We start from the raw sequence: 24397 nt of genomic DNA, 5'->3' as shown, positions 1-24397 counted from the left end.
GTCAGCGGTGCCGCTGGTGGTGCGCGGCGCGGGCGGCCGGCAGGGTCAGCCCGGCGGCGTGCAGCAGCCCTTCGACTCGTACCCGTTCGATCTCCCGGTCGACGCCGTCCAGCTCGGCCAGGTGTTCGGCGATGCCGAGCGCGTGGCAGGCGGCGCGCAGCCGTTCGTCGTACGCCTCGATGACCGCGCCGTGCCACACCACGCTGCGGTCGGCGGCGGCGAGCCGGTGGCCGCCGAGCCGGCGCAGGTCGGTGGCGAGCTGTTCCAGCGGGCGGCGGCCGTCCTTGTCGAACTCGGTGAGGTCGATGTCGCGGGTCAGCGCCTCGGCCTCGATGGCCCGGTCGAGCCGCGCGATGGTACGGCGTTCCCGGCGCTGCTCCCGCCACTCGGCCCATCCGCAGGCGACCCGATCAATGATCTCGTCGGCACAGAACAGCAGCGCCAACAGGGCAGGCAGGCAGCAGACGGCGAGGATCGCCAGCGCCAGCAGCAGCCCTTGCCCCACTTCCACACATCGACGCTAAGCCCTGCCGCACCGGCCCGCCACCCGTTTGGGTAATCGGACCGGTACGACCTGCTGTCGGAGTTACTCGGCGCCGGGCGACACCACGTAGAAGCGGGGCATCGGCAGCACCCGCATCCGCAGCCGGGCGCCGGAGCGGCGCAGCTGCCAGGCGAGCGCCAGCAGCGCGGCGGTCAGCGAGATCAGGCCGCCGGCCCAGATGCTCGCGCCGGCGCCGTACGTCTCGGCGACCCAGCCGATCAGCGGCGCGCCGACCGGGTTGGTGCCCAGGAACACCAGCACCCACAGGGCCATCACCCGTCCCCGGAAGGACGCGTCGACGCCGAGCTGCACCCGCTGGTTGGCCGCCTGGGCGAAGTAGATCATGAAGAACCCGGCGGGCAGCAGCAGCGTCACGACCAGCCAGTACGCCGGGGCGAGCCCGACCAGCGTGCCGAAGACCGCACAGCCGATCGCGGCGCCGAGCACGAGCCAGACCGAGGGCCGGCTGCGCCGTCCGGTGCCGGCCAGCGCACCGACCAGCGCACCGACCGCGAGCGCGGTGCTGAACAGGCCGAACGAGGCGGCGCCGGTGTTGAACACGGTCTTCGCGAGCGCGGCGAGGGTGAGCTGGAAGTTGAACAGGCTCATCCCGATCACCGACATGAGGACCATCGGCAGCAGGATGTCCGGCCGCCGTGCCACGTACCGCAGGCCGTCGACCACCCGGGCCTGGTCCCGCTCGCCAACCGGCGGCAGGTCCTTGCGGTGCAGTTCGTCGGTACGCATCCGGACCACGTTGACCAGCGGGGCGATCGAGCTGAGCGCGGTGACCAGGAAGACCGGGCCGACGTCGACGGCGGCGATGGCCAGGCCGGCGACGGCGGGGCCGACGATCCGGGCGGAGTTGAACACGGCCGCGTTGAGCGAGAGCGCGTTCGGCAGCAGCGGCATGCCGACCAGCTCGGAGACGAACGCCTGGCGGACGGGCGTCTCGACCGCGTTGGCGACACCGAGCAGGGCGGCGAAGGTGAAGACGTGCCAGAGCTGCACCAGGCCGGTGAGGACCAGGACGCTCATGGCGAGCGCCAGCACGGTCCAGAACGCGTTGGCGACGAAGAGCAGCATCCGCTTGTCGTAGCGGTCGGCGAGCCGGCCGGACAGCAGCGTGAGCAGGAGTACGGGGGTGAACTGCAACGCGGTGACCACGCCGAGCGCGGTCGCGGAGTTGTCGCTGAGCTCGAGGACGAGCCAGTCCTGGGCGATGAACATCATCCAGACGCCGATCAGTTTGATCAGCTGTCCGGTGGCGAAGAGTCGGTAGTTACGGACTCGTAGGGACTGGAACATCGTGCTCAGCTTGGCCTGCACTCTAGGTGCGCCTCCTTGCGTCGGTACGCTTCATCCACAGATGACGAGGCGAACCGCGGGCGGCGGTGTCAGGCGCGAGCGATGCCCTGGAGGATGTCCGCGGCTCGCCGTAGCGTTTCGCGTTCGTCCTCGGTCAGCGCGGCCAGCCGGGTGGCCAGCCACTCGTCACGGACCCGCTCGAACTGGTCGAGTACGGCCCGTCCCCCTTCGGTCGCCGCCAGGATGACCTGCCGTCCGTCGGTCGGATGGGGGGTCCGCTGCACGAGGCCGCGTTCCTCCAACTTCGCGACGATCTTCGTCATCGTGGGCGGCTGCACCCGTTCGACGTCGGCCAGCTCCCGTGGCGTGAGGGCGCCCGCCAGTTTGAGGCTGGTGAGCGCCGACAGCTGGGTGACCGTGAGGTCGCCGACCGGCCGGGCCTGTCGGACCCGCCGGTTGAGCCGGGTGATCGCATCCCGCAGCTGAGGAGCCAGCTGCGCCGGTGGCACGCGTTTCGCCGTCACCGTCCGCTCCGTCACACTAGTTAGCTTAACTAATGAGCCTGGCTAACGACATGCGTTATGACCAGGCTCACCAGCGTCAGAGCAACACGGACTCGACCGGCCCGCGCAGGAAGTACACGATGAACAACGCGGCGACCCCGTACAGGAGCGGGTGGACCTCCCGGGCCTTACCCTTCGCCACCTTCAGCAGCACGAAACTGATCACGCCGGCCCCGATGCCGTTCGAGATCGAGTAGGTGAACGGCATCAGCGCGATGGTGAGGAACGCCGGGATGGCGATCTCGTAGTCGGTCCAGTCGATCGTGCGGACCGCCGTCATCATCAGGAAGCCGACCACCACCAGCGCCGTCGAGGCGGCCTCGAACGGCACGATCAGCGACAGCGGCGCCAGGAACATGGCGAGCAGGAACAACGCGCCGGTGACCAGGTTCGCCACGCCGGTCCGGGCGCCCTCCGCGACACCTGCGGCACTCTCGATGTACGACGTGTTGCTGGACACCGAGGCCGCGCCACCCGCGGCGGCGGCGATCGAGTCGACGAGCAGGATCTCCTTGGCCTTCGGCGGGGTGCCCGTCTCGTCGAGCATGTCCCCTTCCTGGCCGATCGCGACCATCGTGCCCATGGTGTCGAAGAAGTCCGTGATCAGCAGCGTGAAGATGAACATCAGCGGGACCAGCCAGCCGACCCGGCTCCACGAGTTCAGCACGTTGAACTGGCCCAGCAGCGACAGGTCGGGCAGGTCGACGATCTGCTTGGGCAGCTCGGGCACGTTCAGCGCCCAGCCCTTCGGGTTCGGCTTGCCGTCGACGAAGGACGGGCCGACGTTGGCGATCGCCTCGACCACGATGGCCAGCACGGTGGAGGCCAGGATGCCGATCAGGATCGCGCCTCGGACCCGGCGCACCACCAGGACCAGGGTGATCAGCAGGCCGACCACGAAGACGAGCATCGGCCAGCTGACGATCTTGCCGTTGATGCCCAGCCCGACCGGCACCGTGGAGTTCGCGGCGTCCGGCACGCGCCGCACGAAACCGGCGTCGACCAGGCCGATGATGGTCAGGAACAGACCGATGCCGACGCCGATCGCGGTCTTGAGCTGCGTCGGCACCGAGCGGAACACCGCGGTACGCAGACCGGTGAGCACCAGGATGCCGATCAGCACACCCTCGATGACCACCAGGCCCATCGCGTCCGCCCAGGTCATCTGCGGCGCGATCTCGTAGGCGACGAGCGCGTTCACGCCCAGGCCGGCCGCGAGCGCGATCGGGAACCGGGCCACCACGCCCATCAGGATGGTCATCAGGCCGGCGACGAGCGCGGTCGCCGCGGCGAGCGCCGGAATGGCCAGCGAACGGCCGTCGCCGTCCTCCCCGCTGCCCAGGATCAGCGGGTTCAACACCACGATGTACGCCATCGTGAAGAACGTGGCGAAGCCGCCTCGCAGCTCCCGGCTCAGCGTCGACCCGCGCGCCGAGATCAGGAAGAAGCGGTCGAAGGCGTTTCGTGGATGCGCGGGATCGGGCGGTGTGCCGTGATCCGGCGGCGGAGCAATGGACATCGGTTCCTCATCTAGGTCATCGGCCGGGTTTGTCGCGCGCATCGTCCCAGATCACCTGGCAGGCAGGGAAGAACGATCACGTACGCTGGGCCGGTGCCACAGGAGCAGCAGCCGCGGCCGGAGCCGCTCGACCCGCCGATGGTGCCGTTCGCCGTCGCCGGGCTGATCGCCTGGGCGGTGGCGGGCCTGGTGCTGCTGATCTTCTTCCGGGACTGGCTCACCGAGTCCGGGCGGCAGAACTGGCTCTGGACCTGCCTGGCCGGTTTCCTGTGGGGCTTCCCCGGCCTGGCGGTGATGATGCGGCACGACGCCAACCGGCGTCGTCGGCGCGCGACCGCCGCGCAGCGAGCGCGCTGACCCGTCAGGGGTGGCCGTACGGCTCCGCCGGCTCGGCCGCCTCCACGGAGCCCGGGGCCCGGCTGACGGTCATGGCCTCGACCGCACTGTCGTCGTAGACGGTCGGCAGTTCGTCGACGGGCGTCTCGGCCGACTCGACCAGCGTCTCCGAGTGCGCGCCGCACCCGTGGTCGGCGCTCACCACCCGGCCGTCGTCCGGGGCGTAGAAGTTGCCGCAGGCGCCGAACGCCAGGCGCAGCGAACCGGCGAGCGGCAGGTAGAAACCGCAGGTGCCGCAGCGGGCGGCGGCCGGCGCGGCGGCCGAGATCGCGGCGTCCGGGCCGTGGTCGCCGTCGTACCAGCGCTGGGCGGCCTCGGCGCGGCCCTCCCGGGACAGCACCCGGGCCCGGCCCAGGCCCAGCTCCCAGGCGGTCTCCTCCACGGCCGGGTCGTCGGAGAGCAGGTAGCCGGGGGCGAGCCGCTCGTCGTCGGCCGGGGTGGGCAGCAGGTCGCCCGGGCCCAGGTCGCCCGGCTTGAGCCGTTCCTGCCAGGGCAGCCAGCCCGGAGCGAGCAGCGCGTCCGGGCCGGGCAGCAGCACCGTCTCGCAGACGGTGACGTGCCGGCTGCGCGGCACCCGGGTCACCGTGACGGCCCAGCGCCAGCCGCGGTAACCGGACATCCGGCATTCGAAGTAGTGGGTGACGACCCGGTCGCCCTCGGCGACCGCCTGGAGATGATCGCCGATGTCGGTGGGCTCCACCTCGGTGATCGCGTCGCGGGCCACCTCGACGGCGGCGGCGCAGACCTGGTCGAGCCGGGGAGCGCGGGCGGAGGCGGGCCTGGTCACCTGACCATTGTTCCCCATGCCCGTCCACGGGCGACAGGCACTCCCCGGAGTCATTCTCTCCGGGTGATGCGGCACACGCCGAGCGGATGGGCGAGGATGGGACGCATGGCGCTGTCCTCCCGCTCCGGCCGCTCCTTCCTCGGGCGGACCGTCGGCACCGGCATCCGCGCCACCCGGCTGCTGCTGCGGGGCTCGGTGCACGGCGGACGCTGGATGACCCGCCGTGCCGGCACCGCCCGGGCCCGCAGCGCCGGCAACGAGGTGGGCATGGTCCGCCTGTTCGACCTGCACGCGCTCTCCTGCGCCGGTGACACGCTCATCGCGATCGGCCTGGCCGGGACGATCTTCTTCGACGTGCCGCTGGGCGAGGCGCGCAACAAGGTCGCCCTCTACCTGCTGGTGACCATGGTCCCGTTCGCCATGCTCGCCCCGGTGGTCGGCCCGCTGCTCGACCACTTCCGCCACGGCCGGCGGTACGCGCTGGCCACCACCATGCTCGGCCGGGCGTTCCTGGCCTGGATGATCTCCGACTACATCGGCGGGTTCGGGCTCTACCCGGCGGCGTTCGGGGTGCTCGCGCTCTCCCGGGCGTACGGGGTGGCCCGCTCGGCGGCGGTCCCCCGGCTGCTCCCCGAAGGGCTGGGGCTGTCCCAGGTCGGAGCACGGGCCAGCGTCTACGGCACGGTGGCCGGCGCGCTCGTCGCGCCGATCGGGCTGGCCGCGTTCTGGTTCGGGCCGCAGTGGCCGCTGCGGGTCGCCTCGGTGATCTTCCTGATCGGCATGGTGATCTCGCTCCGGCTGCCACCGAAGGCCGACTCCGAGCCGCCGGAGCGGATGCCGCACCCGTGGCGCGCGATGCGCCGCCGCGACGGCGAGCGCCCGCTGGGCCGGGGCCGTCCCAGCGGCCGGCTGGTGATCGCCACGCTGATCGGCGCGGCGGCGCTGCGCGGGCTCTACGGCTTCCTGCTGCTGTTCCTGGCCTTCGCGATCAAGGCCGGTGACCTGACCACCGACTTCTTCGGCCGCGACCTCGGCGCCCAGGGCGCGCTGGGCCTGGTCGGCGGCGCGCTGGCGGTCGGCACGTTCCTGGCCACCGCGCTGGGCACCCGTCTGCGCATCCACCGGCCGACAGCGCTCCAGTCCAGCGGCACGATCGTGGTGGCCGGTGTGGCAGTGCTCGCCGCGCTGAAGTTCTCACTGCCCATGGTGGCGCTGCTCTGCCTGGTGGCCGCGATGATGAGCGGGATCGCGAAGCTGGCGGTGGACGCCTCGATCCAGGAACGCATCCCGGAGCGGCTGCGCGCCAGCTCGTTCGCGCACTCGGAGACCGCGCTGATGCTCGCGTTCGTGGCCGGGGGCGGGCTGGGGCTGGTGCCGTTCACCGGCCTGATCGGCGTGACGGTCGCCGCCGCGGTGGCCGCGCTGGTGGCCGTACGCGGCGTGCTGGTCGCCGGCAAGCTGCGCGGTGAGCATCTGGTCGGCCGGCCGCTCGGCGACGAGGAGCTGGTGGCGGAGCAGGCCACCCGCGCCGAGGAGCCGGCCGCCACCTCGTTCGACGATCCGGCGCCCACGTCACCGGCACCCCGGCGCTCGGGCACCCCGGAGGACGACGACGGGCTGGCGCCGCCCGGCTTCCACATCTACCGGCCGTCGTCCTCGGTGGGCGGCCCCGGCGGCGTCGAGGACACCGAGCGGCGCGATCCCCGGGGGCCGGTGGCGTGACCGGGCTGCTCGTGGTCACGGCGGTGCCCGCCGAGGCCGAGGCGATCCGTGCCGGCCTCACCGCATCAGCCGCACCGGCGCCGCCGGACGTGACAGTGCCGCCGGACGTGACGGTGCCGCCGGACGTGACGGTGCTGCCGGTCGGGGTCGGCCCGGCCGTCGCCGGGGCCGCCACGGCACGGCTGCTGGCGCTGGCCGAGGCGGCCGGGCGGCCGTACCGGGCCGTGGTCAGCGCCGGCATCGCCGGAGGTTTCGTCGGCCGGGTGACGGTGGGCGGCACGGTGCTCGCCGACCGCAGCGTCGCCGCCGATCTCGGTGCCGAGTCACCGGCTGGTTTCATCCCGGTCGAGGATCTGGGCATGCCTCCCGAGCTGCTGGGCGGCGGAAGGACCATGCGCGCCGATCCGGGCCTGCTGGCCCGTCTGCGCGCCGCGCTGCCGGGGGCAACCGTCGGCACGGTGCTCACCGTCAGCACGGTGACCGGCACCGCCGCGAGCACCGCAGCGCTGGCCGAACGGCACCCGGACGCGGTGGCCGAGGCCATGGAGGGGTACGGCGTGGCGGTCGCCGCCGCCCAGGCCGGTGTGCCCTTCGCCGAGCTGCGGACGGTCTCCAACCCGATCGGCCCGCGCGACCGGGGCGCGTGGCGGATGCGGGAGGCGTTCGCCGCGCTCACCGCCGCGGCGGCCGCCTTCCACTGATGCGTCCACCTGTGGACAACCCTGTGGAGAAGTCGTACGGCTGGGGACGACGGGTCAGATCGTGATGACGACCTTGGCCCGCGCGTGCTCGGTTTCGAGGTAGCGGACGGCCTCGGGCACCTCGTGCAGCGCATACGTCCGGTCGACGACCGGGTTGAGACGGCCGGCCTCGGCGTGCTCACGCAGCACGTCGAGGTGTGCCCGGCCGGGTGACGTGGCGAGGACGACGACGCGCTGCCTGATGACCGGCGCGAGCAGCCGTCCCCGCGCCAGCAGCCCGATCGGGCCGAGCAGGCTGCCGCCACGGTAGACGCCGCCGCCGGAGAGCACGAGCGTCCCGTCCGGCGTCAGCGCCCGCCGCAACGCGGTGAGGGAGCGGTTGCCGACCAGGTCGAACACCACGTCGTGGCGGCGACCGTCGCGGGTGAAGTCGTCGCGGGTGTAGTCGACCACGTGATCGGCGCCGAGCGAGCGGACCAGCGCGACGTTGCGGGTGCTGCACACGCCGGTCACCGTCGCGCCGAACGCCTTGGCCAACGCGACGGCGAGCGTGCCGACGCCGCCGGAGGCCCCGTTGACCAGGACGCGGTCGCCGGGCCGGACCTGCCCGGCGTCGCGCAGCCCCTGGAGCGCGGTGACGCCTGCGAGCGGCAGGGCCGCCGCCTGCTCCGGTGTCAGGTTCGCCGGCGCGCCCTGTCGGCGCGGCGGATGCTGCTCCGCCACCCCTGGGCGTCGCTGGCGATCGAGTCCCGGACCACCGCCACACCGGCCGTCCTCGCGTACCTCGACTCCACAGTCGGCGCGTTGCGGGCGAGCGGGTTCTCCACCGACCTGGCCCACCACGTGATGCACGCGCTGGGCAGCCGGGTGCTGGGCTTCAGCCAGGAACTGTTCGACGCCTCCCGGCAGGCCGGGCGGTCCGGCGCGACAGTGCCCGAGGCACCGGCCGACCTGCCGCCGGAGGCGGCCGCCCGGTTCCCGCACCTCGCGGCGATCGCCGCCGCCGCGTCCCACGACGGCGACCCGGTGGTCGGGCCGGGCTGCGACGACCAGTTCGAGTTCGAATTCGCGCTGGACCTGCTGCTGGACGGCATCGATCGGCTGCACCGGAACGGCTGGACGTCACACCGGACGGGATGACGGACGGGCCGGACACCGGGGTTACGGTGGGACCGTGGCGCTCTCCCTGGCGATCTCCCCCTGCCCCAACGACACGTTCGTCTTCGACGCCCTGGTGCACGGCCGGGTGCCGGGCGCGCCGCCGGTCGAGGTGACCTACGCGGACGTCGACGTCACGAACACCGCCGCCGAGCGGGGGGCGTTCGACCTGGTGAAGGTCAGTTACGCGGCGCTGCCCTGGCTGCTCGGCGACTACCACCTGCTGCCCTGCGGCGGCGCGCTCGGCCGGGGCTGCGGCCCGCTGGTGCTGACCCGTGGTGACCGGACCGACCTGTCCGGCGCGACGGTGGCGGTGCCCGGCGAGCGGACCACGGCGTACCTGCTGTTCCGTCTCTGGGCGGCCGGCCAGGCCCCGGCGCGCATCGAGGTGGTGCCGTTCCACGAGATCATGCCGGGCGTGGCCGCCGGCCGGTACGACGCCGGCCTGGTCATCCACGAGGCGCGCTTCACCTACCCGCGGCACGGCCTGACCGCGCTGGTCGACCTGGGCGAGTGGTGGGAGGGCGACACCGGGCTGCCGATCCCGCTCGGCGCGATCCTGGCCCGCCGGGGCGCTGTCGACCCGGTCGAGGCCACCGCCTGGATCCGCGAGTCGGTACGCCAGGCGTGGGCCGACCCGGAGGCCAGCCGCGAGTACGTCCTCGCGCACGCGCAGGAGATGGAGCCCGACGTGGTGGACCGGCACATCGGCCTCTACGTCAACGAGTTCACCGCCGACCTGGGAGAGGCCGGCTTCGCCGCCGTGGAGGCGCTGCTGGGCCGGGCCGCCGACGCCGGGCTCGTCCCTCAGACCTCCAGCTCGCGCGCCACCGCGTGGACCAGCTGAGCGATCTTCTGGGCGGTCTTCCGATCCGGGAAGCGACCGCGGCGCAGGTCCGGCTGGACCTTCGCCTCCAGCACCTTGATCATGTCTTCCACCAGGCCGTGGAGTTCCTCGGCCGGCCGGCGGCGCAGCTCCGCCACCGACGGCGGCGCCTCCAGCAGCTTGACCCCCATCGCCTGGGCGCCCCGCCGACTGTCGACCACGCTGAAATCGACCCGCTGGCCACCCTTCAGGTCGGCGACACCCGCCGGTAGCGCGCCCTTCGGCAGGAACACGTCGCCACCCTCGTCACTGGTGACGAACCCGTACCCCTTGGCGGCGTCGTACCACTTCACTCGACCCGTCGGCACCTGTTGAACCCCGCTCCACTCGAACCGTCTACCCGGTAAAGGCTAGCCCGATGATCCGGTCCAGCGCCGCCGGGAATTCGACGAGATCATCGAGCACCACACGGGCACCGGCCCCGGTCAGTTCGTCGGCCGGGCACGGGCCGGTCGCCACTGCCACGCCCGGGATTCCCGCGGCCCGCGCGGCGGCCATGTCGGCCACGTGGTCGCCCACGTAGAGCGTCGCGCCGTGCTCCCGCAGCGCGGTCGCCTTCTGCTCGGCGAACAGATCCCCGGCCAGCTCGTCGACGGCCAGCCCCAGGTGGTCCAGGTGCAGCTTCGCCAACCGCCCGATCTTGGAGGTCACCACCATCACCCGTCCGCCGCGCTCGTGCACCGCGCGCACTGCGGCCTCCGCGCCCGGCATCGGCACGGTCGGGGTGATCGCGTACGCCGGATACAGCTCCCGGTAGAGCGTCACCGCCTCCTCCACGCGCTCCGGCGGGAACCAGTGCGCCAGCTCGGTCCGCAGCGGCGGGCCCAGCCGGGACACGGCCAGTTCCGCGTCCACCGGTACGCCCGTGCGCTCGGTCAACGCCCGGTAGGCGGCGGCGATCCCGGGACGGGAGTCGACCAGGGTCATGTCGAGGTCGAAGCCGACCATCAGCGGAGACATGCCGAGAACCTACCCAGCGGGCTAGCGTGGTACGACGATGACCACCTCACTCGCCGACCACCTGCGGGCCCTCCCCGACGAGTCGCTTGCCGCCCTGCTCCAGCTGCGGCCGGACCTCGTCGTGCCGGTGCCGGCCGACGTGTCCGCCCTCGCCCTGCGCGCCCAGTCCCGGGTCTCCGTGGCCCGGGCGCTCGACGGGCTGGACCAGTTCACCCTCCAGATCCTCGACGCCGCCCGGCTCACCCGCGGCCCCGAGGGCACCACCTCCACCGACCAGATCCTGGCCATGGCCACCGCCGCGCCGCACCCGCCCGCACCCACAGCGGTCCGCGCCGCCGTCGACCGGCTCCGGGCCCGGTTCCTGCTGTACGGCCCCGAGCACGACCTGTGCGTGGCCGGCGGCATCGACGAGGTGTCCCCGTACCCGGCAGGGCTGGGCCGGCCGGCGGCGGAGCTGGACCCGCGCGCGGCGGCGCTCTGCGCGGACCCGGCGAAGCTGCGGCGGACGCTGCTGTCCGCGCCACCCTCGGCCCGCGCGGTCCTGGACCGGCTCGCCGCCGGGCCGCCGGTCGGGACCGTGGCGCCCGGTGCGCTGGAGGCCCCCGCCACCGGCGCCGAGGACGTGCTCCCGCCCGACCTGGTCAACGGCGGCGCGCCGACCGGCTCGCCGATCCGCTGGCTGGTCGAGCACCGGTTGCTGGTACGGATGTCCGGCGGCCGCAACGGCACCGTCGAGCTGCCCCGCGAGGTGGGGCTGGTGCTGCGCCGCGACACCGGTCCGCTCGGCCCGCTGCGCACCAGCCCGCCGGTGGTGTCCGGGCCGCCGCGCGAGGTCAAGTCCGTCGACTCGGCCGGGGCCGGACAGACCATGGAGGTGGTCCGGTACACCGAGGCGATGCTGGAGGCGCTGACCGCGGAACCCGCACCCGTCCTGCGCTCCGGGGGCGTCGGCGTCCGTGACCTGCGGCGGCTCGCCCGTGGCCTCGGGCTGGACGAGCCGGCCACCGCGCTGCTGTTCGAGGTGGCGTACGCGGCCGGGCTGGTCGGGGAGATGGAGCTGACCGGCGCGGTCACCACCCGGTACGGCGGCGACCAGCAGATCCTGCCCACCGGCGGGTACGAGGTGTGGCGCGCGGTGTCGCTGGCCCAGCGCTGGGAGCAGCTCGCCCGCGCCTGGATGTCGATGCCCCGCCAGTCCGGCCTGATCGGGCAGCGCGACGACCGGGACCGGCCCATCTCGGTACTCTCCGCCGAGGCGGAACGGGCCGGCGCGCCGGCCGCCCGGCGTGCGGTGCTCGCCGTGCTGGCCGACGTGCCGCCCGGCACCGCGCCGACCACCGAGGAGGTGCTGGAGCTGCTGGACTGGCGTGCGCCGCGGCGGGCCCGGGGGCGGGAGGCGGCGCACCGGGAGGTGCTCGCCGAGGCCGCCACGCTGGGCGTGACCGGGCTCGGCGCGCTCACCTCGTACGGGCGGCTGCTGCTCGCCGAGCTGACCGAGGCCGACGAGCGCGGCGACGACCCGCTCGGGCTGCGCTCCGACGCCGAGTCGGGCGACGCGTCGACGACGGTACGGGCGCTGGACGGGCTGCTGCCCGCCCCGGTCGACCACGTGCTGGTGCAGGCCGACCTGACGGTGGTGGTGCCCGGCCCGCCCGACCCGGCGCTCGCCGCCGAGCTGGACGTGGTGGCCGAGCACGAGTCGGCGGGCGGAGCCAGCGTGCACCGGGTCACCCCGGCGAGCGTCAGGCGGGCGCTCGACGCCGGCTACACCGCCGACGACCTGCACGCGCTGTTCCGCCGCCGGTCGCGTACCCCGGTGCCGCAGGGCCTGACCTATCTGGTCGACGACGTGGCCCGCAAGCACGGCGGCCTGCGCGTCGGCTCGGCCGGGGCGTACGTGCGCAGCGACGACGAGGCGCTGCTCACCGAGGTGCAGGCGGACCGGCGACTGGAGCCGCTCGCGTTCCGCCGGCTCGCGCCCACGGTGCTGGTCACCCCGTACCAGGTCAACCGCATGCTCACCGCGTTGCGGGACGCCGGGTACGCCCCGGTGCCCGAGGACGCCGGCGGCGCGATGGTCCTGGCGCGGCCGAAGACCCGGCGGGCGCCGGCCCGTACCGCGATCGGTCGTGCTGTCGACCCGCTCGCCACGCCGAAGCTGCCGATGCCCCGCCTGCTCGGCGTGGTCGAGCAGATCCGCCGGGGCGAGGCGGCGGCCCGGGCGGCCCGGCGGGCCCCGGCGGTGGTCCGCGGCGCCCCGGCGGCGGCCGGGCCGGCGCCGGTGTCCGGGCACGGTGACGCGCTGGCGGTGCTCCAGCAGGCGGTACGGGACAAGGCGCTGGTCTGGGTGGGCTACGTCGACGCGCACGGCGCGACCGCGTCCCGGCTGGTCCGGCCGGTGTCGATCGGCGCCGGCTACCTGCGCGCCGAGGACGACCGGACGGAGATGCTGCACACGTTCGCGCTGCACCGGATCACCGCCGCCGTGCTGGAGGAGTGAGCTACTCCCCGTTGCGGCGCAGCGTGCCGATCACCGACACGGCCAGCAGCAACGCGAACGCGGCACCGGCCGACTCGCCCACCGAGTCGACGAAGCCCTGCTGCTGCACCAGCAGCCCGAACAGGAACCAGCCGAACACCCCGGCGGCGGCGGCCGCGTAGGCGAGCACCACCCCGGTGGGCACCTCCTGCTGCCGCGTCCGTTCGTCCTCGGGAAGCACGTCCTGGTCAACGGTCATGGCAGTCCCTCCCCGTCCCGGCATGGACCCGGCTTCCAGGGTTGCACCAACCGGACCGCGCGGACAGGGGTTAAAACCCTGATCCGGGCGGTCCGGTCACGGGTGCAGCGGGTTGCGGTTCGGTTCCGGCGCGCAGGCGGCGTGCTCAGGTGCCGGGGCGGCGGCCGATCACGACGACGCGGGTGCCGACCGAGCCCAGCTCCCACAGGCGTACCGCGTCACGGTGCAACAGGTTGACGCACCCGTGCGAGCCGATCGCGCCGTGGTGCAGGTACGTGGTGGTCTCGTGGAAGCCGATCCCGCCGTTGAACTGCTGCCAGTACGGCAGCCACACCTCGTACGGGTTGGACCACTCGCGCGGGTTCTTCCGGCCCACCGAGTACGTGCCGGCCGGGGTGGCGAAGCCGGACATGCCGGTGCGGGTGACGGTCGGGCCCATCACCACCTTCCCGCCGCGCATCGCCCAGACCGTCTGCCGGGTCAGGTCGACGCAGAAGGTGAGCCGGGAACCGGCCCCGCACCGCGCGGTGTCGGTGGCGGCGAGCCGCTTCGCCACGTCGTACGTGGTGGGGCCGGCGCGGCCGGCGGACGGGCTGATCCCGTACCGGATCTGGAACTTCCTGATCGCGGCGCAGTCGGCGGCGGACTGCTCGCCGTCCACGGTCAGCGTCCCGAAGCCGCCCAGCCGGGTCAGGTAGGTCTCCACGGCCCGCTGGTGCTCCCCCTGCGGGCACCCGGCGGACGCGCTCGGCTTCGGCTTGGGCTTCGTCGTCTTCGTCGCCACGGGCGACCGGGAGGGTTTCGGCGAGGCCGTCCGGCTCGGCTGCGCCGACGGGGACGTGACCGGCTGTTCCGGCGTGGGCGACGCGCTCGCCCCCGATGCTCCCTCCGTCAGCCCGGCCGGGCCGGGGGTGCTCCCCCCGGCGCCTTCCGCCTGCGGATCGAGCGCACAGGCGCCGACACCGACCAGCACGACCACCGCCAGGGCGGCGACCCGGGCGAGAAACCGGACACGCTGCATGGGCCCTCCCTGGACAGTCGTCCCGCTTGCTAGACGTGTGGGACGAGTATGACGTTGCCTGTCCAGCGAGACTTTTTTGCGGCGCCCGCCGGCGTGCAACACTGGATGGTCGGCCTGCGGCAGGTCAGCCGGGGTGACGACGGGGGTTCCGGGCAGCGGGTTCCGGGCGATGCGAGAGGACGCTGGCGTGAGCGGTGGACCACTGATCGTGCAGTCGGACAAGACGCTGCTGCTGGAGGTGGATCACCCCGACGCGCAGGCGTGCCGGATGGCGATCGCGCCGTTCGCCGAGCTGGAACGCTCCCCCGAGCACGTGCACACCTACCGGCTCACGCCGCTGGGCCTGTGGAACGCGCGGGCCGCCGGCCACGACGCCGAGGGCGTGGTCGACTCGCTGATCAAGTACTCGCGCTATCCGGTGCCGCACGGGCTGCTCGTCGACGTGGCCGAGACGATGGACCGGTACGGCCGGCTCCAGCTCGCCAACGACCCGGTGCACGGCCTGGTGCTGCGCGCGCTCGACCGGGTGGTGCTGATCGAGGTCGCCAAGAGCAAGAAGCTCGCCGGCATGCTCGGCGCCAAGATCGACGACGACACCGTCGCGGTGCACCCGTCCGAGCGGGGGCGGCTCAAGCAGGCGCTGCTCAAGCTGGGCTGGCCGGCCGAGGATCTCGCCGGGTACGTGGACGGCGAGGCACACCCGATCGACCTGGCCGAGTCCGGCAAGGACGGCGGGAAGCCGTGGACGCTGCGGTCGTACCAGCGGGAGGCCGTCGAGGCGTTCTGGGCCGGCGGGTCCGGCGTGGTGGTGCTGCCCTGCGGCGCCGGCAAGACGCTCGTCGGCGCGGCGGCGATGGCCGAGGCGAAGGCGACCACGCTGATCCTGGTCACCAACACGGTGGCCGGACGGCAGTGGAAGCGGGAGCTGATCGCCCGCACGTCGCTGACCGAGGAGGAGATCGGCGAGTACTCGGGTGAGCGCAAGGAGATCCGCCCGGTCACCATCGCCACGTACCAGGTGCTCACCTCGCGGCGCGGCGGCGCGTTCACCCACCTGGACCTGTTCGGCGCCCGCGACTGGGGCCTGGTCGTCTACGACGAGGTGCACCTGCTGCCCGCGCCGATCTTCCGCTTCACGGCGGACCTCCAGGCCCGCCGCCGGCTCGGCCTCACCGCGACTCTGGTACGCGAGGACGGCCGCGAGGGCGACGTGTTCAGCCTGATCGGCCCGAAGCGGTACGACGCGCCGTGGAAGGACATCGAGCAGCAGGGCTGGATCGCCCCGGCGGAGTGCACCGAGGTACGGGTGACGCTCACCGACGCCGAGCGGCTGACTTACGCGACGGCGGAGGCCGAGGAGCGCTACCGGATGGCGGCCACCGCCCGCACGAAGCTGCCCGTGGTGCGGGCGCTGGTGGAACGGCACCCGAACGAGCAGGTCCTCGTCATCGGCGGGTTCCTCGACCAGCTGCACCAGCTCGGCGAATACCTGGACGCGCCGATCGTGCAGGGCTCCACCACGAACAAGGAGCGCGAGCGGCTGTTCGACGCGTTCCGCTCCGGCTCGTTGCGCACGTTGGTGATTTCAAAGGTAGGAAATTTTTCCATCGACCTGCCGGAGGCGGCGGTGGCGATCCAGGTGTCCGGCACGTTCGGCTCCCGGCAGGAGGAGGCACAGCGGCTCGGCCGGGTGCTGCGCCCGAAGGCCGACGGCCGGCAGGCGCACTTCTACACGGTGGTCTCCCGCGACACCATCGACACCGAGTACGCCGCGCACCGGCAGCGGTTCCTGGCCGAGCAGGGGTACGCGTACACCATCGTGGACGCCGACGACGTGCTCGGACCGTCGCTGCCGACTGTCGACTGACCGGGCCGGCGGGTGTGCTGGCGGGTGTCTCTTCGTCTCGCTGGCGACTCGATGTCGTAGATGAATCGCGGCGCTCGATCACCACAATCCACCACCGCGGCAGCAGTGTTGGTAGCACTGACTTGCCTTGAGACGCAGCAGCGGCGACACGCTGTCTAGTCCGCTCTACTTGCCATGTCTAGTATCCTAGACTTAGTACGTGAAGCGAGTTGACCTGCTCAACAGGATCAGCAAGGCGGCGGCCGACGCGGGCGTGACCTTTGAGAAGGTCCGCGAAGGTGGCAGCCACACGATCTACCGGTACGACTCGCAGCACGTCGTCATACCTCGTCACAAGGAGATCAACGAACTGACCGCGCGGGGTATCCTGCGCAGCCTGGGCCTGAGGTAGGAGGGCGATCGCCGATGAAGTACACCGCGAAGTGCGTACGCTCGGGCGACTGGTGGGCGATCACCGTGCCGGAAATCAAGGGCGTGTTCTCCCAGGCGCGTCGCCTCAACCAGGTCGAAGCGATGGCGCGTGAGGCCATCGCGCTCCTGCTCGACGTCGACCCGCAGAGCTTCGATGTCGACGTGCGGCCCGACTTGCCGCAGGAGGTGACCCGCGCCCGCAAGGCCCGCAGCGCCTTACGCAAGGCCGAAGAGACTGCGGAAGAGGCAACTGTCACCGCCGCACGCGCACTTCTTGAGAAGGGCTACACGGTCCGCGACACGGGCGCGCTCCTGGGTCTCTCCCCGCAGCGTGTATCGCAACTGGCTCCGAAGAAGGCCAGAGCCGACCACGTCGGCAAGACCAACGAAAAAGCCGGCACCGAGGGCGGCAGCGGGTTCAAGCGGCAGAGCGCCGCCTGACGAAAAACTGCGGCGCACTACGCGCCCGCTCGGGAATGATCAAGAGGTTGGCGTCGCCAGGGTGCTGATCGGCGACGCCAACCTCTTGATCGAACCCGGTAGGGCGAGCTTGCGGGGCCGGGTCAGCCGGCGCCGCCCGCGCGGAACGCGACCCAGGCGTCGCTCATCCGGTCGGCCTGGCCCGGGGTGAACATGTTCATGCAGGAGTCCTGCGTGTAGTCCATGAAGTTGTGGATCGGGTCGAGGCCAGGCGCGGTGCAGGTGTCGGCCCCGATCGGGCAGTTGAACTGCGGCGCCGCCTCACGCGGCGTGTCGGCCACGAAGTCGCCGGACGCGGAGCAGCCGTGCGCGAACGTGTGCTCCAGCATCAGCCAGTGACCGACCTCGTGCGTCAGCGTGTCGCCGAGCGCGTACTTGCCGGCCGTGCCGCCCGGCATCGACTCGTCGAGCATCACCACGCCGTCGATGTAGTCGCGGCCGTTGTTGTAGCCCTTCGGGAAGTACGCCCAGCCGAGCAGCCCGTCACCGATGTTCGCCGCGTAGACGTTCAGGGTGCGGGAGTCACCGGTGTAGAGCGCCTTCTTCATGTCCCGCTCGTTCTTGCCCGGCACCACCGTGTACCAGGCACTGTTCACGGTCCAGGTGGTGTCGACGAGCGAGAAGCGGAACGGCGTGTCCGACGCGTCCGCCGCGGTACGACCCGCGAACGAGTCGTTGAGCACCGTCATCTGCGCCGAGATGAGCGTGTTCCAGCGGGCCTTCTCGGCCGCGCTCAGTTCGTGGTCGGAGATCATGTGGAAGATCGTCGGCACGGTGACGCTGCCGTCGGCCAGGCGCGGCGCGTCCTTGATCACGCCGTACGCGTTCGCCTCGTTCTTCGAGTAGAGCTCGGGTTCCTTGACGGTGGCGCCCTCGCGTACCCGTGCGGCGCTGTGGTTGTCGGCCCCGGGCTCGCACTCGGCGGCGGGAGCGGCGGCAGTGGCCGCGACTGGGGCTCCGCCGGCGGTCAGGAAGGTGGCGGCGGCAGCGACGAGCACTGCCAGGTGGATCGTCGGTTTCCCGTGCATCGTTGCACCTTTCGAGAGGCGCGTGAAAGGAGTACCGACGCGGGGTTGTCAAAGCTGCGGATCGATGACGTCGTCGTCCCGCCATAAGAGCACGTCAACGGTCGTCCGCAACAGACCCCGGTGGGTCCGTCGACGTCATGACGCCGGCGATGGCACGCGCCACGCACTCGTAGTCGCGAATCAACGGCCCGACCAGCGCACGGTCCGGCTCGAACGCGGCGACCAGTCCGCGTACCAGATCTCTGAACCTGTCGTCCGGGCCGAGCCGCCGCCCCCGGTGCCGGCGCGCGACGCTGCGCCAGCGGCGCAGGCCGACGTCGGCGAGCCGTTCCTGGTGCTCGGGCGCGGGCACCGGGCAGCCGTTCGCCCACAGGTCGGCGAGTGCCCGCACGATGGCCGCTCGGGTCGGGTCAGTCATGCCGGTAGCGGGCGCGGCGGCCGAAGTCGCGGAAGCCGAGCCGCCGGTACAGCCCGGCGGCCGGGTTGTCGTCGTTGACGCAGAGCCACGCGGCGTCCGCGCCCGCGTCGGCGAGACCACGCAGCACGCGTGCCACCAGGTACGCGCCGATCCGTCGCCCGCGCCACCCGGGCACGACGCCGACCTGGTCGATCCAGTCGTCCAGCACTGTGACGAACCCGGCCGCCTCCCTCTCCGGGCCCCGCGCCAGCAGCGTCAGTTCGGGGCGGAAGTCCTCGTCGTCGCGCAGGTCGCCCAGCCACTCCTCGGCCTCCGGCTCCACGAAGCCGGGCCGGTCGGCGAACGACGCGCGGTAGGTGGCGAACAGCTCCGGCCCCAGCGTCGCCTGCTCCACGGTCACGCCGGCCGGCGCGGCGACGTCGGGCAGCGCGTCGAGGTCGTGCCGCAGCACCCATTCCAGGAACGTCCGCGTGTAGCCGCGTTCGGTGAGCAACTCCTCCGCGCCCGCGTTCCACGTCTCGTTGGTGACCAGCAGACCGGCGTCGCCCGCCTGCTTCTCCGCCCAGTCCAGCAGCGCGCCGCCGAGGCCGCGCCCGCGCCACGCCGGGTGCACCAGGCCGGTGGCGGTGGCCGGCGTCCGCCCGGCGCCGACCCCGACGGCCGCGACCAGGTCGCCGCCGGACCAGGCGCCGTGGGTACGCGTCTGGAGCAGCCGCGCCCGCGCCAACGGGGTACGCCCGAACAGCGGCAACCCGCCGTCGGCGGCGAGGCACGCCTGCGCCAGCCCGGTCAACGCGGGCAGGTCGTCCTCGCCGAACTCCCGCCAGAACACCCCGTACACGGTCCACCCCTGTCGCCCGCCGCCGTCAGGGCCCGACCGCCATGGTCCGGCCCTCCGGCAGTAGGCCCCACTCCTCCCCCGGTGGTCAACCCGATTCCCCGCCCACCCCGCCGCCGTCCACCATCCCGGCCACCGCCGTCGATCTTGGAGTTATGGCTCCTCGATCGGTGGAGATCTTGGTAGGAAAGGGCCCCTATGGGGGCCGTTTGGTACCAAGATCTCTCGGAGCCGGGAGTCCTTGACAACCCCACTCACAGATCGGCGGCACATGCGGCGCATGCGGGGCGGGAGGCGAGGGCGGGCGGTCAGGGCAGGTCGAGGATGGCCCGGGCGAAGTCCCGGGGCGCCTCCTGGGGGAGGTTGTGGCCGATGCCGCCGGTCACGGTCCGGTGCTCGTACCTGCCGGTGAACCGTCCCGCGTAGACGGACGGGTCGAGGTGGGGCGCGCCGTTGGCGTCGCCTTCGAGCGTGATCGTGGGCACCGAGATACCGGGGTCGGCGGCCAGCCGCCGTTCCCACTCGTCGTACCTCGCCTCGCCCTCGGCGAGCCCGAGCCGCCAGCGATAGTTGTGGATCACCACGTCGACGTGGTCCGGGTTGTCGAACGCCGACGCGCTCCGGTCGAACGTCGCGTCGTCGAAGCGCCACTGCGGCGAGGCGGTACGCCAGATCAGCTCGGCGAAGTCGCGCCGGTTCCGGTCGTACCCGTCGCGCCCCCGGTCGGTGGCGAAGTAGAACTGGTACCACCAGGACAGCTCGGCCGCCGGTGGCAGCGGCGCGCGGCCCGCCTCCTGCCCGGCGATCAGGTAACCGCTCACCGAGACCAGCCCTGTGCAGCGCTCGGGAAGCAACGCGGCGATCACGTCGGCGGTACGCGCCCCCCAGTCGAACCCGGCGAGCGTGGCCCGTTCCACGCCGAGCGCGTCCATCAGGGCCACCGTGTCCGCGGCCAGGGCGGCGGGCTGGCCGTTGCGCGGGATGTCGTCCGAGCGGAACCGGGTGGCGCCGAACCCCCGTAGGTAGGGCACCACGACCCGCCGTCCCGCGCCCGCCAGCAGCGGCACCACCTCGGCGAAGCTGTGGATGTCGTAGGGCCACCCGTGCAGCAGCACCACCACCGGCCCGTCCTCCGGCCCCGAGTCCAGGTACCCGACGCTCACGTCCCCCGCGTCGACCCGGCGCAGCTCTCCCAGCCCTTTCATCCAGCCCGGATCCCCACCCCGCCGTTGATCATGCAGGCGCCGACGCGGCGGAAGCCGCGAACCCTGCGCCCGAGGGGCCGTAACCGCAAGATCGGCGAGGTGGAGGACTGTCAGGGGGTGGGACGCGGGTTGGCGTGGATCAGGACCGTGGCGCCGGCGGAGAGGGGGGCGAGCAGCCACTTCAGGGGCTGCTCCTCCTTGGTCGCTTCCACCACGAGGCGGTCGCCGGGGCGCAGCTCCTGCCGGGTGGCGATCTCGGCGGCCAGGCGGCGCCACGCGCCGAAGCTGGTGCCGTCGGGCGTGGCCGGGCCGGACGGGTCGACGGCGGTGTAGTCCGGCGGGTCGGTGGGGTGCCGCAGCACCTCGGCCGACCAGTCCAGCCAGCCCGGCGGCACCTCGGCCAGCGGCCCCGGCCCGGTGCCCACCAGGTAGCGGTGCGTCCCCTCGGGCACGTCCTCCAGCCAGTCGTCGAGGCGTTCCGGGGTCACGAACACCGCGTCGTACGGCCGGTCCGCGCCGGGTTCCAGGACCGGCAGTCCGGCCAGCGCACGGGGACGGAACGACACCGTCAGCCCGATCGACCAGGCGCCGATCAGCACCGCCGCGGTACGCCAGTGCGGCGGCAGCAGCACCGCCACCCGGTCGCCGGGGCGCAGCCCGCATCCGTCGCGCAGCAGCCCGGCGCTGCGGGCCGCCCACTGACCCAGCTGCGGCCCGGTCAGCTCGGTGCGCTCGCCGGTGGCGTCGTCGAGGTACGTCAGCATCGGCTCGTCGGCCGCGACGGTGGCGGGTGCGCGAGTGGCCATCGGATGTGCTCCTCCCTGACGGTCAGCTCACCCTAGCCGGGCGAACCGGTCGACCATGAGGGTGAATCGCCGCCGTCGCCGCGCGTGAGCAGGCCGGGCAGAGCACGGAAGGGCATCGACCATCGACTTTGGTCGCTGGTTCGATGGTCCGACGGCGGTATCGAGGAGCCGCGTGGATGCGGGACGGTGCGGTCATGGCGAATGAACCCTGGCATGTGCGGCTGGTCCCGGCGGTCGCGCTGCTGCTGCTCGCCCCCTGGACCGCCGAGTGCGTCTGGGGCGGCTTCACCCTCACCGGCATGCCGTTCGTGGTGCTGGTGCTCGCCCCGATGTACGGCGGGGCCGCGCTGCTGATTCGGGAGACGGCCCGACGGCTCGGGCTCGGCTGGCCGAGGATCGCGCTGCTCGCAGCCGCGTTCGGCGTCGTTCAGGCCGGCCTGGTCGACCAGTCGTTGTTCAACCCCGGGTTCCTGGACGACACCGAGTTCGCTGACACCCGGGCCGCCGCGGAGGCCACGTTGGTGCCCGGTCTCGGGTTCAGCGCGCGGCAGGCGGTCGACTACGTCGGCAACCACGTGGTGCTGACCATCTGCGCGCCGATCGCGCTCGTCGAGTCGTACCTGGGAAGGGCTCGCCGGGCGCGGCCGTGGCTGGGCCGCCCGGGGCTGGTCGTGGCGGCGCTGCTCTGGCTCGGCGGCAGCCTGCTGGTGTTCGCCGACGACGAGGGCCGTAAGGGCTTCCTGGCTCCGCCGGTCCAGCTGGCGTTCGCCACGGGCGTGGCGCTGGCCCTGGTCGCCGCCGCCCTGCTCGGCCGCCGGCACGCCGAGCCACCGCACGCGAGCCCACCGTACGCCGGGCAACCGCACGCCGACTCGGCGACCGCGCCCCGGCCGGTCCGGCCCGCGCTGGTCGTGGCTGTCGCATACGTGGGGTCCACCATCGCCCCGGGGTGGCCGGGGGTCGTGCTCGCCCTCGCGCTCGCCTCGGTCACCGCCGTCGCGCTGGTGCGCTGGTCGCGGCGGGCCGGCTGGGGGCAGCGGCACGTGCTCGCCGCGGCTTCGGCGAGCCCGCTCGTCGCGGCCGCCTTCGCGTACGGCGTGCCGACCTACGCCCCGGCGAGTCCGGCGGCGGCCCTGGTGGGTGACGTGGCGATCAGCGTGATCGTGTTGCTGCTGGTCGGCGGCGCCTGGTGGCGGGTCAGCGGGTCGGCAGGGCGGGACCGCCGTCGAGCAGCGGAGCCAGCAGGTCGCCCTGCTTCTCCACCCGCTTGAGCACCTCGCCCGCGGTGTACGGCTTCGTCGACGGCCGCTTGCCGGACGCGCCGGCCTCCACCTCGTCCCAGGTCAGCGGCGTGGACACCGAGGGCACCGACTGGGCCCGCAGCGAGTACGGCGCCACTGTCGTCTTCGCCGCGTTGTTCTGACTCCAGTCGATGAAGACCTTGCCGGGTCGCAGGTTCTTCGCCATCTTCGACACGATCAGCTTCGGGTGCGCCTGCTCCAGCTCCTGCGCGATCCGCTTGGCGTAGTCGGAGACGATCTCGGCGTCCTGCGTACCGGCGATCGGGCAGCAGAGCTGCATGCCCTTCTTGCCCGACGTCTTCGGGTACGCCTCGACACCGTCGGAAGCCAGCCGGTCGCGCATCACCAGGGCCACCTGGGAGCACTGCTTGAGCGCGGCCGGGGCGCCCGGGTCCAGGTCGACGACCATCATGTCCGGGTGTGCGCCGATCTTCCACTGCGGAGTGTGCAGCTCCAGCGCGGCCAGGTTGGCCAGCCACACGAGCGTGGGCAGCTCGTCGCAGACCACGTAGTCGATGGTCTCCCGCCCCTTCGTCGACCCGGGGGCGGGCAGGTTCTCCGTCCGTACCCAACCGGGGGTCGCGGCGGGTGCGTTCTTCTCGAAGAACGAGCCGCCGTCGACGCCGTTGGGGAACCGGATCCGGGTCAGCGCGCGGTCGCGCAGGTGCGGCAGCAGTACGGGGGCGATCCGGGTGTAGTAGTCGATGACCTCGCCCTTGGTGAAACCGGCCTTCGGGAACAGCACCTTGTCCAGGTTGGACAGCTCCAGTGAGCGCCCCTCGACCTCGACCTTGAACCGGTCAGACGGCATCGTCGACCTCCTCGGGCGGCTTGTCCGGGCGCAGGCGCAGGATGCGCGGGAAGCGCAGCCGGCCGTCCGGCGTGCGCTGGCCGTACTTGACCTCCACCACGACCCGGGGAGTTACCCAGATCGCGCCGCGGGCATCCTCGCGTGGCACGCCGGCGGCGAACGGCGAGTCGGTGGTGCGCAGTGGTTCCAGCTCGCGGAGCAGTTCCCGTTCGATCGCGGCGCCGATCCCGCCGCCGACCCGCCCCCGGTAGACCAGCCGCCCGTCCGGGCCGGGCACGCCGACCAGCAGGCCGCCGACGCGCCGCGCGCCCGGTCGCCAGCCGCCGACCACGAAATCGGCGGTGACCTCCAGCTTGACCTTCACCCAGTCCGGCGAGCGCACGCCGGGCCGGTAGAGCGAGTCGGCCCGCTTGGCCATCACCCCCTCCAGCCCGTGCTCGCCCGCCGCCGCGTAGGTGGCCGGGCCGTCGGCGAAAACCGGCGGCACCGCCCACCGGGCGGCGCCGAGCCCGAGCGACTCCAGCGCCGCCCGCCGCTCCCGCCACGGCCGGGCGGTCAGGTCGACGCCGTCGAGCCGCAACAAGTCGAAGATCATGTACGTGACGGGTACGGTCGCCGCCAGCCGCGCCGCCTTGGCCGGGTTGCGGACGTGCATCCGCTCGGCGAGCGCGGTGAACGAGGGCTGCCCGTCGGTGAAGAGGACCACCTCGCCGTCGAGCAGCGCGTCGTCGACCTGCTCGGCCAGGTTGAGCAGTTCCGGGTACGCGGTGGTGATCTCGACGCCGGAGCGGGCGTAGAAGTGCCTGTCGCCACGGGAGATGTCGGCGAGCGCGCGGACGCCGTCCCACTTGAACTCGTACGACCAGGCGGCGCCGGCCGGGAGCTGCCCGGTCGTCGCGAGCATCGGCTTCAACGGCGCGCCGGGCACC

General features: G+C 72.9%; 25 protein-coding genes and 2 pseudogenes. 10 read left to right on the top strand and 17 right to left on the bottom strand.

What is annotated here, in order from left to right; genetic code table 11:
- Position 1 precedes the first annotated feature (1 nt).
- The 4 genes from KSK32_RS14790 to KSK32_RS14775 all read right to left on the bottom strand — a co-directional run bounded on the left by KSK32_RS14790 (position 2) and on the right by KSK32_RS14775 (position 3934).
- Positions 2 to 511 (bottom strand): hypothetical protein, encoded by a 510-nt coding sequence (locus KSK32_RS14790; protein WP_216931741.1) that lies wholly within the window; start codon positions 509 to 511, stop codon positions 2 to 4.
- A gap of 75 nt (positions 512 to 586) precedes the next feature.
- Positions 587 to 1873: an MFS transporter gene (locus tag KSK32_RS14785; RefSeq protein WP_216931740.1), complete on the bottom strand. Its 1287-nt coding sequence runs from the start codon at positions 1871 to 1873 to the stop codon at positions 587 to 589.
- A 68-nt stretch (positions 1874 to 1941) separates the two neighbouring features.
- The gene (locus KSK32_RS14780) at positions 1942 to 2391 is read right to left on the bottom strand and encodes a MarR family winged helix-turn-helix transcriptional regulator (protein WP_216931739.1); all 450 of its coding nucleotides are present in this window, start codon (positions 2389 to 2391) and stop codon (positions 1942 to 1944) included.
- A gap of 61 nt (positions 2392 to 2452) precedes the next feature.
- Complete coding sequence (locus tag KSK32_RS14775) at positions 2453 to 3934, bottom strand: NCS2 family permease (protein ID WP_216931738.1); 1482 nt, start codon at positions 3932 to 3934, stop codon at positions 2453 to 2455.
- Between the two features lie 138 nt (positions 3935 to 4072).
- On the opposite strand from KSK32_RS14775, the gene KSK32_RS14770 reads away from it, so the two are divergent.
- A complete protein-coding gene (locus KSK32_RS14770; protein ID WP_254187972.1) occupies positions 4073 to 4291 on the top strand; it encodes a DUF2530 domain-containing protein in 219 nt (72 codons plus the stop codon).
- 4 nt (positions 4292 to 4295) lie between these two features.
- Here the strand turns inward: KSK32_RS14770 and KSK32_RS14765 are convergent, their stop codons facing one another.
- Positions 4296 to 5135 carry a DUF3027 domain-containing protein gene (locus tag KSK32_RS14765; RefSeq protein ID WP_216931737.1) on the bottom strand — a complete coding sequence of 280 codons (840 nt, stop codon included), beginning with the start codon at positions 5133 to 5135 and terminating at the stop codon, positions 4296 to 4298.
- An 87-nt stretch (positions 5136 to 5222) separates the two neighbouring features.
- Here KSK32_RS14765 and KSK32_RS14760 point away from each other — a divergent pair, with 87 nt between their 5' ends.
- Positions 5223 to 6839: an MFS transporter gene (locus KSK32_RS14760; RefSeq protein ID WP_216931736.1), complete on the top strand. Its 1617-nt coding sequence runs from the start codon at positions 5223 to 5225 to the stop codon at positions 6837 to 6839.
- Positions 6836 to 7540 carry a futalosine hydrolase gene (locus tag KSK32_RS14755; protein ID WP_216931735.1) on the top strand — a complete coding sequence of 235 codons (705 nt, stop codon included), beginning with the start codon at positions 6836 to 6838 and terminating at the stop codon, positions 7538 to 7540. Before KSK32_RS14760 ends, KSK32_RS14755 begins: the two co-directional genes overlap by 4 nt.
- A gap of 54 nt (positions 7541 to 7594) precedes the next feature.
- Here KSK32_RS14755 and KSK32_RS14750 read toward each other — a convergent pair.
- A pseudogene (locus KSK32_RS14750) lies at positions 7595 to 8227 on the bottom strand (NAD(P)-dependent alcohol dehydrogenase); the annotation flags it as partial.
- On the opposite strand from KSK32_RS14750, the pseudogene KSK32_RS14745 reads away from it, so the two are divergent.
- Together KSK32_RS14745 and KSK32_RS14740 are read left to right on the top strand one after the other, a co-directional pair.
- A pseudogene (locus KSK32_RS14745) lies at positions 8219 to 8680 on the top strand (TetR/AcrR family transcriptional regulator C-terminal domain-containing protein); the annotation flags it as partial. The pseudogenes KSK32_RS14750 and KSK32_RS14745 sit on opposite strands and share 9 nt — an antisense overlap.
- A gap of 34 nt (positions 8681 to 8714) precedes the next feature.
- Positions 8715 to 9545, top strand: coding sequence for a 1,4-dihydroxy-6-naphthoate synthase (locus tag KSK32_RS14740; RefSeq protein WP_216931734.1), 831 nt, complete (start codon positions 8715 to 8717; stop codon positions 9543 to 9545).
- Here KSK32_RS14740 and KSK32_RS14735 read toward each other — a convergent pair.
- Entirely contained in the window at positions 9506 to 9892 is a 387-nt protein-coding gene (locus KSK32_RS14735) for a cold-shock protein (protein WP_026267952.1), read from the bottom strand. The two genes, KSK32_RS14740 and KSK32_RS14735, sit on opposite strands and share 40 nt — an antisense overlap.
- 28 nt (positions 9893 to 9920) lie before the next feature.
- Positions 9921 to 10544, bottom strand: a complete 624-nt coding sequence (locus KSK32_RS14730; protein ID WP_216931733.1) for an HAD family hydrolase — start codon at positions 10542 to 10544, stop codon at positions 9921 to 9923.
- A gap of 37 nt (positions 10545 to 10581) precedes the next feature.
- On the opposite strand from KSK32_RS14730, the gene KSK32_RS14725 reads away from it, so the two are divergent.
- Positions 10582 to 13044, top strand: coding sequence for a helicase-associated domain-containing protein (locus KSK32_RS14725; protein ID WP_216931732.1), 2463 nt, complete (start codon positions 10582 to 10584; stop codon positions 13042 to 13044).
- A gap of 1 nt (position 13045) precedes the next feature.
- On the opposite strand, the gene KSK32_RS14720 is transcribed toward KSK32_RS14725, so the two are convergent.
- Both KSK32_RS14720 and KSK32_RS14715 read right to left on the bottom strand, forming a co-directional pair.
- Positions 13046 to 13282 carry a hypothetical protein gene (locus KSK32_RS14720; RefSeq protein ID WP_216931731.1) on the bottom strand — a complete coding sequence of 79 codons (237 nt, stop codon included), beginning with the start codon at positions 13280 to 13282 and terminating at the stop codon, positions 13046 to 13048.
- A 145-nt stretch (positions 13283 to 13427) separates the two neighbouring features.
- Positions 13428 to 14303 carry a L,D-transpeptidase family protein gene (locus KSK32_RS14715; protein ID WP_216931730.1) on the bottom strand — a complete coding sequence of 292 codons (876 nt, stop codon included), beginning with the start codon at positions 14301 to 14303 and terminating at the stop codon, positions 13428 to 13430.
- A 187-nt stretch (positions 14304 to 14490) separates the two neighbouring features.
- Here KSK32_RS14715 and KSK32_RS14710 point away from each other — a divergent pair, with 187 nt between their 5' ends.
- The 3 genes from KSK32_RS14710 to KSK32_RS14700 all read left to right on the top strand — a co-directional run bounded on the left by KSK32_RS14710 (position 14491) and on the right by KSK32_RS14700 (position 17022).
- Positions 14491 to 16170, top strand: a complete 1680-nt coding sequence (locus KSK32_RS14710; protein WP_216931729.1) for a DNA repair helicase XPB — start codon at positions 14491 to 14493, stop codon at positions 16168 to 16170.
- A 199-nt stretch (positions 16171 to 16369) separates the two neighbouring features.
- A complete protein-coding gene (locus KSK32_RS14705) occupies positions 16370 to 16561 on the top strand; it encodes a type II toxin-antitoxin system HicA family toxin (RefSeq protein WP_216931728.1) in 192 nt (63 codons plus the stop codon).
- 14 nt (positions 16562 to 16575) lie between these two features.
- Positions 16576 to 17022: a type II toxin-antitoxin system HicB family antitoxin gene (locus KSK32_RS14700; RefSeq protein ID WP_216931727.1), complete on the top strand. Its 447-nt coding sequence runs from the start codon at positions 16576 to 16578 to the stop codon at positions 17020 to 17022.
- A gap of 122 nt (positions 17023 to 17144) precedes the next feature.
- On the opposite strand, the gene KSK32_RS14695 is transcribed toward KSK32_RS14700, so the two are convergent.
- From KSK32_RS14695 to KSK32_RS14675, 5 genes are all read right to left on the bottom strand, one after another.
- Positions 17145 to 18089 carry a zinc metalloprotease gene (locus tag KSK32_RS14695; RefSeq protein WP_216931726.1) on the bottom strand — a complete coding sequence of 315 codons (945 nt, stop codon included), beginning with the start codon at positions 18087 to 18089 and terminating at the stop codon, positions 17145 to 17147.
- Positions 18090 to 18183: 94 nt separating this feature from the next.
- A complete protein-coding gene (locus KSK32_RS14690) occupies positions 18184 to 18507 on the bottom strand; it encodes a hypothetical protein (RefSeq protein ID WP_216931725.1) in 324 nt (107 codons plus the stop codon).
- On the bottom strand, positions 18500 to 19348 hold the full coding sequence (locus KSK32_RS14685) for a GNAT family N-acetyltransferase (RefSeq protein ID WP_216931724.1): 849 nt from the start codon (positions 19346 to 19348) through the stop codon (positions 18500 to 18502). Before KSK32_RS14685 ends, KSK32_RS14690 begins: the two co-directional genes overlap by 8 nt.
- Positions 19349 to 19653: 305 nt before the next feature.
- A complete protein-coding gene (locus tag KSK32_RS14680; RefSeq protein WP_216931723.1) occupies positions 19654 to 20550 on the bottom strand; it encodes an alpha/beta fold hydrolase in 897 nt (298 codons plus the stop codon).
- Positions 20551 to 20660: 110 nt separating this feature from the next.
- Positions 20661 to 21356 carry a TIGR03089 family protein gene (locus KSK32_RS14675; protein WP_216931722.1) on the bottom strand — a complete coding sequence of 232 codons (696 nt, stop codon included), beginning with the start codon at positions 21354 to 21356 and terminating at the stop codon, positions 20661 to 20663.
- Between the two features lie 194 nt (positions 21357 to 21550).
- Here KSK32_RS14675 and KSK32_RS14670 point away from each other — a divergent pair, with 194 nt between their 5' ends.
- Complete coding sequence (locus KSK32_RS14670) at positions 21551 to 22627, top strand: hypothetical protein (protein WP_216931721.1); 1077 nt, start codon at positions 21551 to 21553, stop codon at positions 22625 to 22627.
- Here KSK32_RS14670 and ligD (KSK32_RS14665) read toward each other — a convergent pair.
- Both ligD (KSK32_RS14665) and ligD (KSK32_RS14660) read right to left on the bottom strand, forming a co-directional pair.
- Positions 22554 to 23468, bottom strand: coding sequence for a non-homologous end-joining DNA ligase (gene ligD, locus KSK32_RS14665; protein ID WP_216931720.1), 915 nt, complete (start codon positions 23466 to 23468; stop codon positions 22554 to 22556). The two genes, KSK32_RS14670 and ligD (KSK32_RS14665), sit on opposite strands and share 74 nt — an antisense overlap.
- A complete protein-coding gene (ligD, locus tag KSK32_RS14660; RefSeq protein WP_216936093.1) occupies positions 23458 to 24396 on the bottom strand; it encodes a non-homologous end-joining DNA ligase in 939 nt (312 codons plus the stop codon). The genes ligD (KSK32_RS14665) and ligD (KSK32_RS14660) overlap by 11 nt, the downstream gene beginning before the upstream one ends.
- Position 24397 lies beyond the last annotated feature (1 nt).

The organism is Micromonospora sp. WMMB482, from assembly GCF_019038635.1.
Classification (GTDB): Bacteria; Actinomycetota; Actinomycetes; order Mycobacteriales; family Micromonosporaceae; genus Micromonospora; species Micromonospora marina.
This window is presented reverse-complemented; position numbering and strand designations above follow the sequence as displayed.

What these genes read in the sequence shown, in the direction of transcription:
- KSK32_RS14775 (WP_216931738.1), bottom strand. Translation starts at nt 3,934, where the DNA reads ATGTCCATTGCTCCGCCGCCGGATCACGGCACACCGCCCGATCCCGCG.
- KSK32_RS14770 (WP_254187972.1), top strand. Translation starts at nt 4,073, where the DNA reads ATGGTGCCGTTCGCCGTCGCCGGGCTGATCGCCTGGGCGGTGGCGGGC.
- KSK32_RS14765 (WP_216931737.1), bottom strand. Translation starts at nt 5,135, where the DNA reads ATGGGGAACAATGGTCAGGTGACCAGGCCCGCCTCCGCCCGCGCTCCC.
- KSK32_RS14760 (WP_216931736.1), top strand. Translation starts at nt 5,223, where the DNA reads ATGGCGCTGTCCTCCCGCTCCGGCCGCTCCTTCCTCGGGCGGACCGTC.
- KSK32_RS14730 (WP_216931733.1), bottom strand. Translation starts at nt 10,544, where the DNA reads ATGTCTCCGCTGATGGTCGGCTTCGACCTCGACATGACCCTGGTCGAC.
- KSK32_RS14725 (WP_216931732.1), top strand. Translation starts at nt 10,582, where the DNA reads ATGACCACCTCACTCGCCGACCACCTGCGGGCCCTCCCCGACGAGTCG.
- KSK32_RS14720 (WP_216931731.1), bottom strand. Translation starts at nt 13,282, where the DNA reads ATGACCGTTGACCAGGACGTGCTTCCCGAGGACGAACGGACGCGGCAG.
- KSK32_RS14715 (WP_216931730.1), bottom strand. Translation starts at nt 14,303, where the DNA reads ATGCAGCGTGTCCGGTTTCTCGCCCGGGTCGCCGCCCTGGCGGTGGTC.
- KSK32_RS14700 (WP_216931727.1), top strand. Translation starts at nt 16,576, where the DNA reads ATGAAGTACACCGCGAAGTGCGTACGCTCGGGCGACTGGTGGGCGATC.
- KSK32_RS14695 (WP_216931726.1), bottom strand. Translation starts at nt 18,089, where the DNA reads ATGCACGGGAAACCGACGATCCACCTGGCAGTGCTCGTCGCTGCCGCC.
- KSK32_RS14690 (WP_216931725.1), bottom strand. Translation starts at nt 18,507, where the DNA reads ATGACTGACCCGACCCGAGCGGCCATCGTGCGGGCACTCGCCGACCTG.
- KSK32_RS14680 (WP_216931723.1), bottom strand. Translation starts at nt 20,550, where the DNA reads ATGAAAGGGCTGGGAGAGCTGCGCCGGGTCGACGCGGGGGACGTGAGC.
- KSK32_RS14675 (WP_216931722.1), bottom strand. Translation starts at nt 21,356, where the DNA reads ATGGCCACTCGCGCACCCGCCACCGTCGCGGCCGACGAGCCGATGCTG.
- KSK32_RS14670 (WP_216931721.1), top strand. Translation starts at nt 21,551, where the DNA reads ATGGCGAATGAACCCTGGCATGTGCGGCTGGTCCCGGCGGTCGCGCTG.
- ligD (WP_216931720.1), bottom strand. Translation starts at nt 23,468, where the DNA reads ATGCCGTCTGACCGGTTCAAGGTCGAGGTCGAGGGGCGCTCACTGGAG.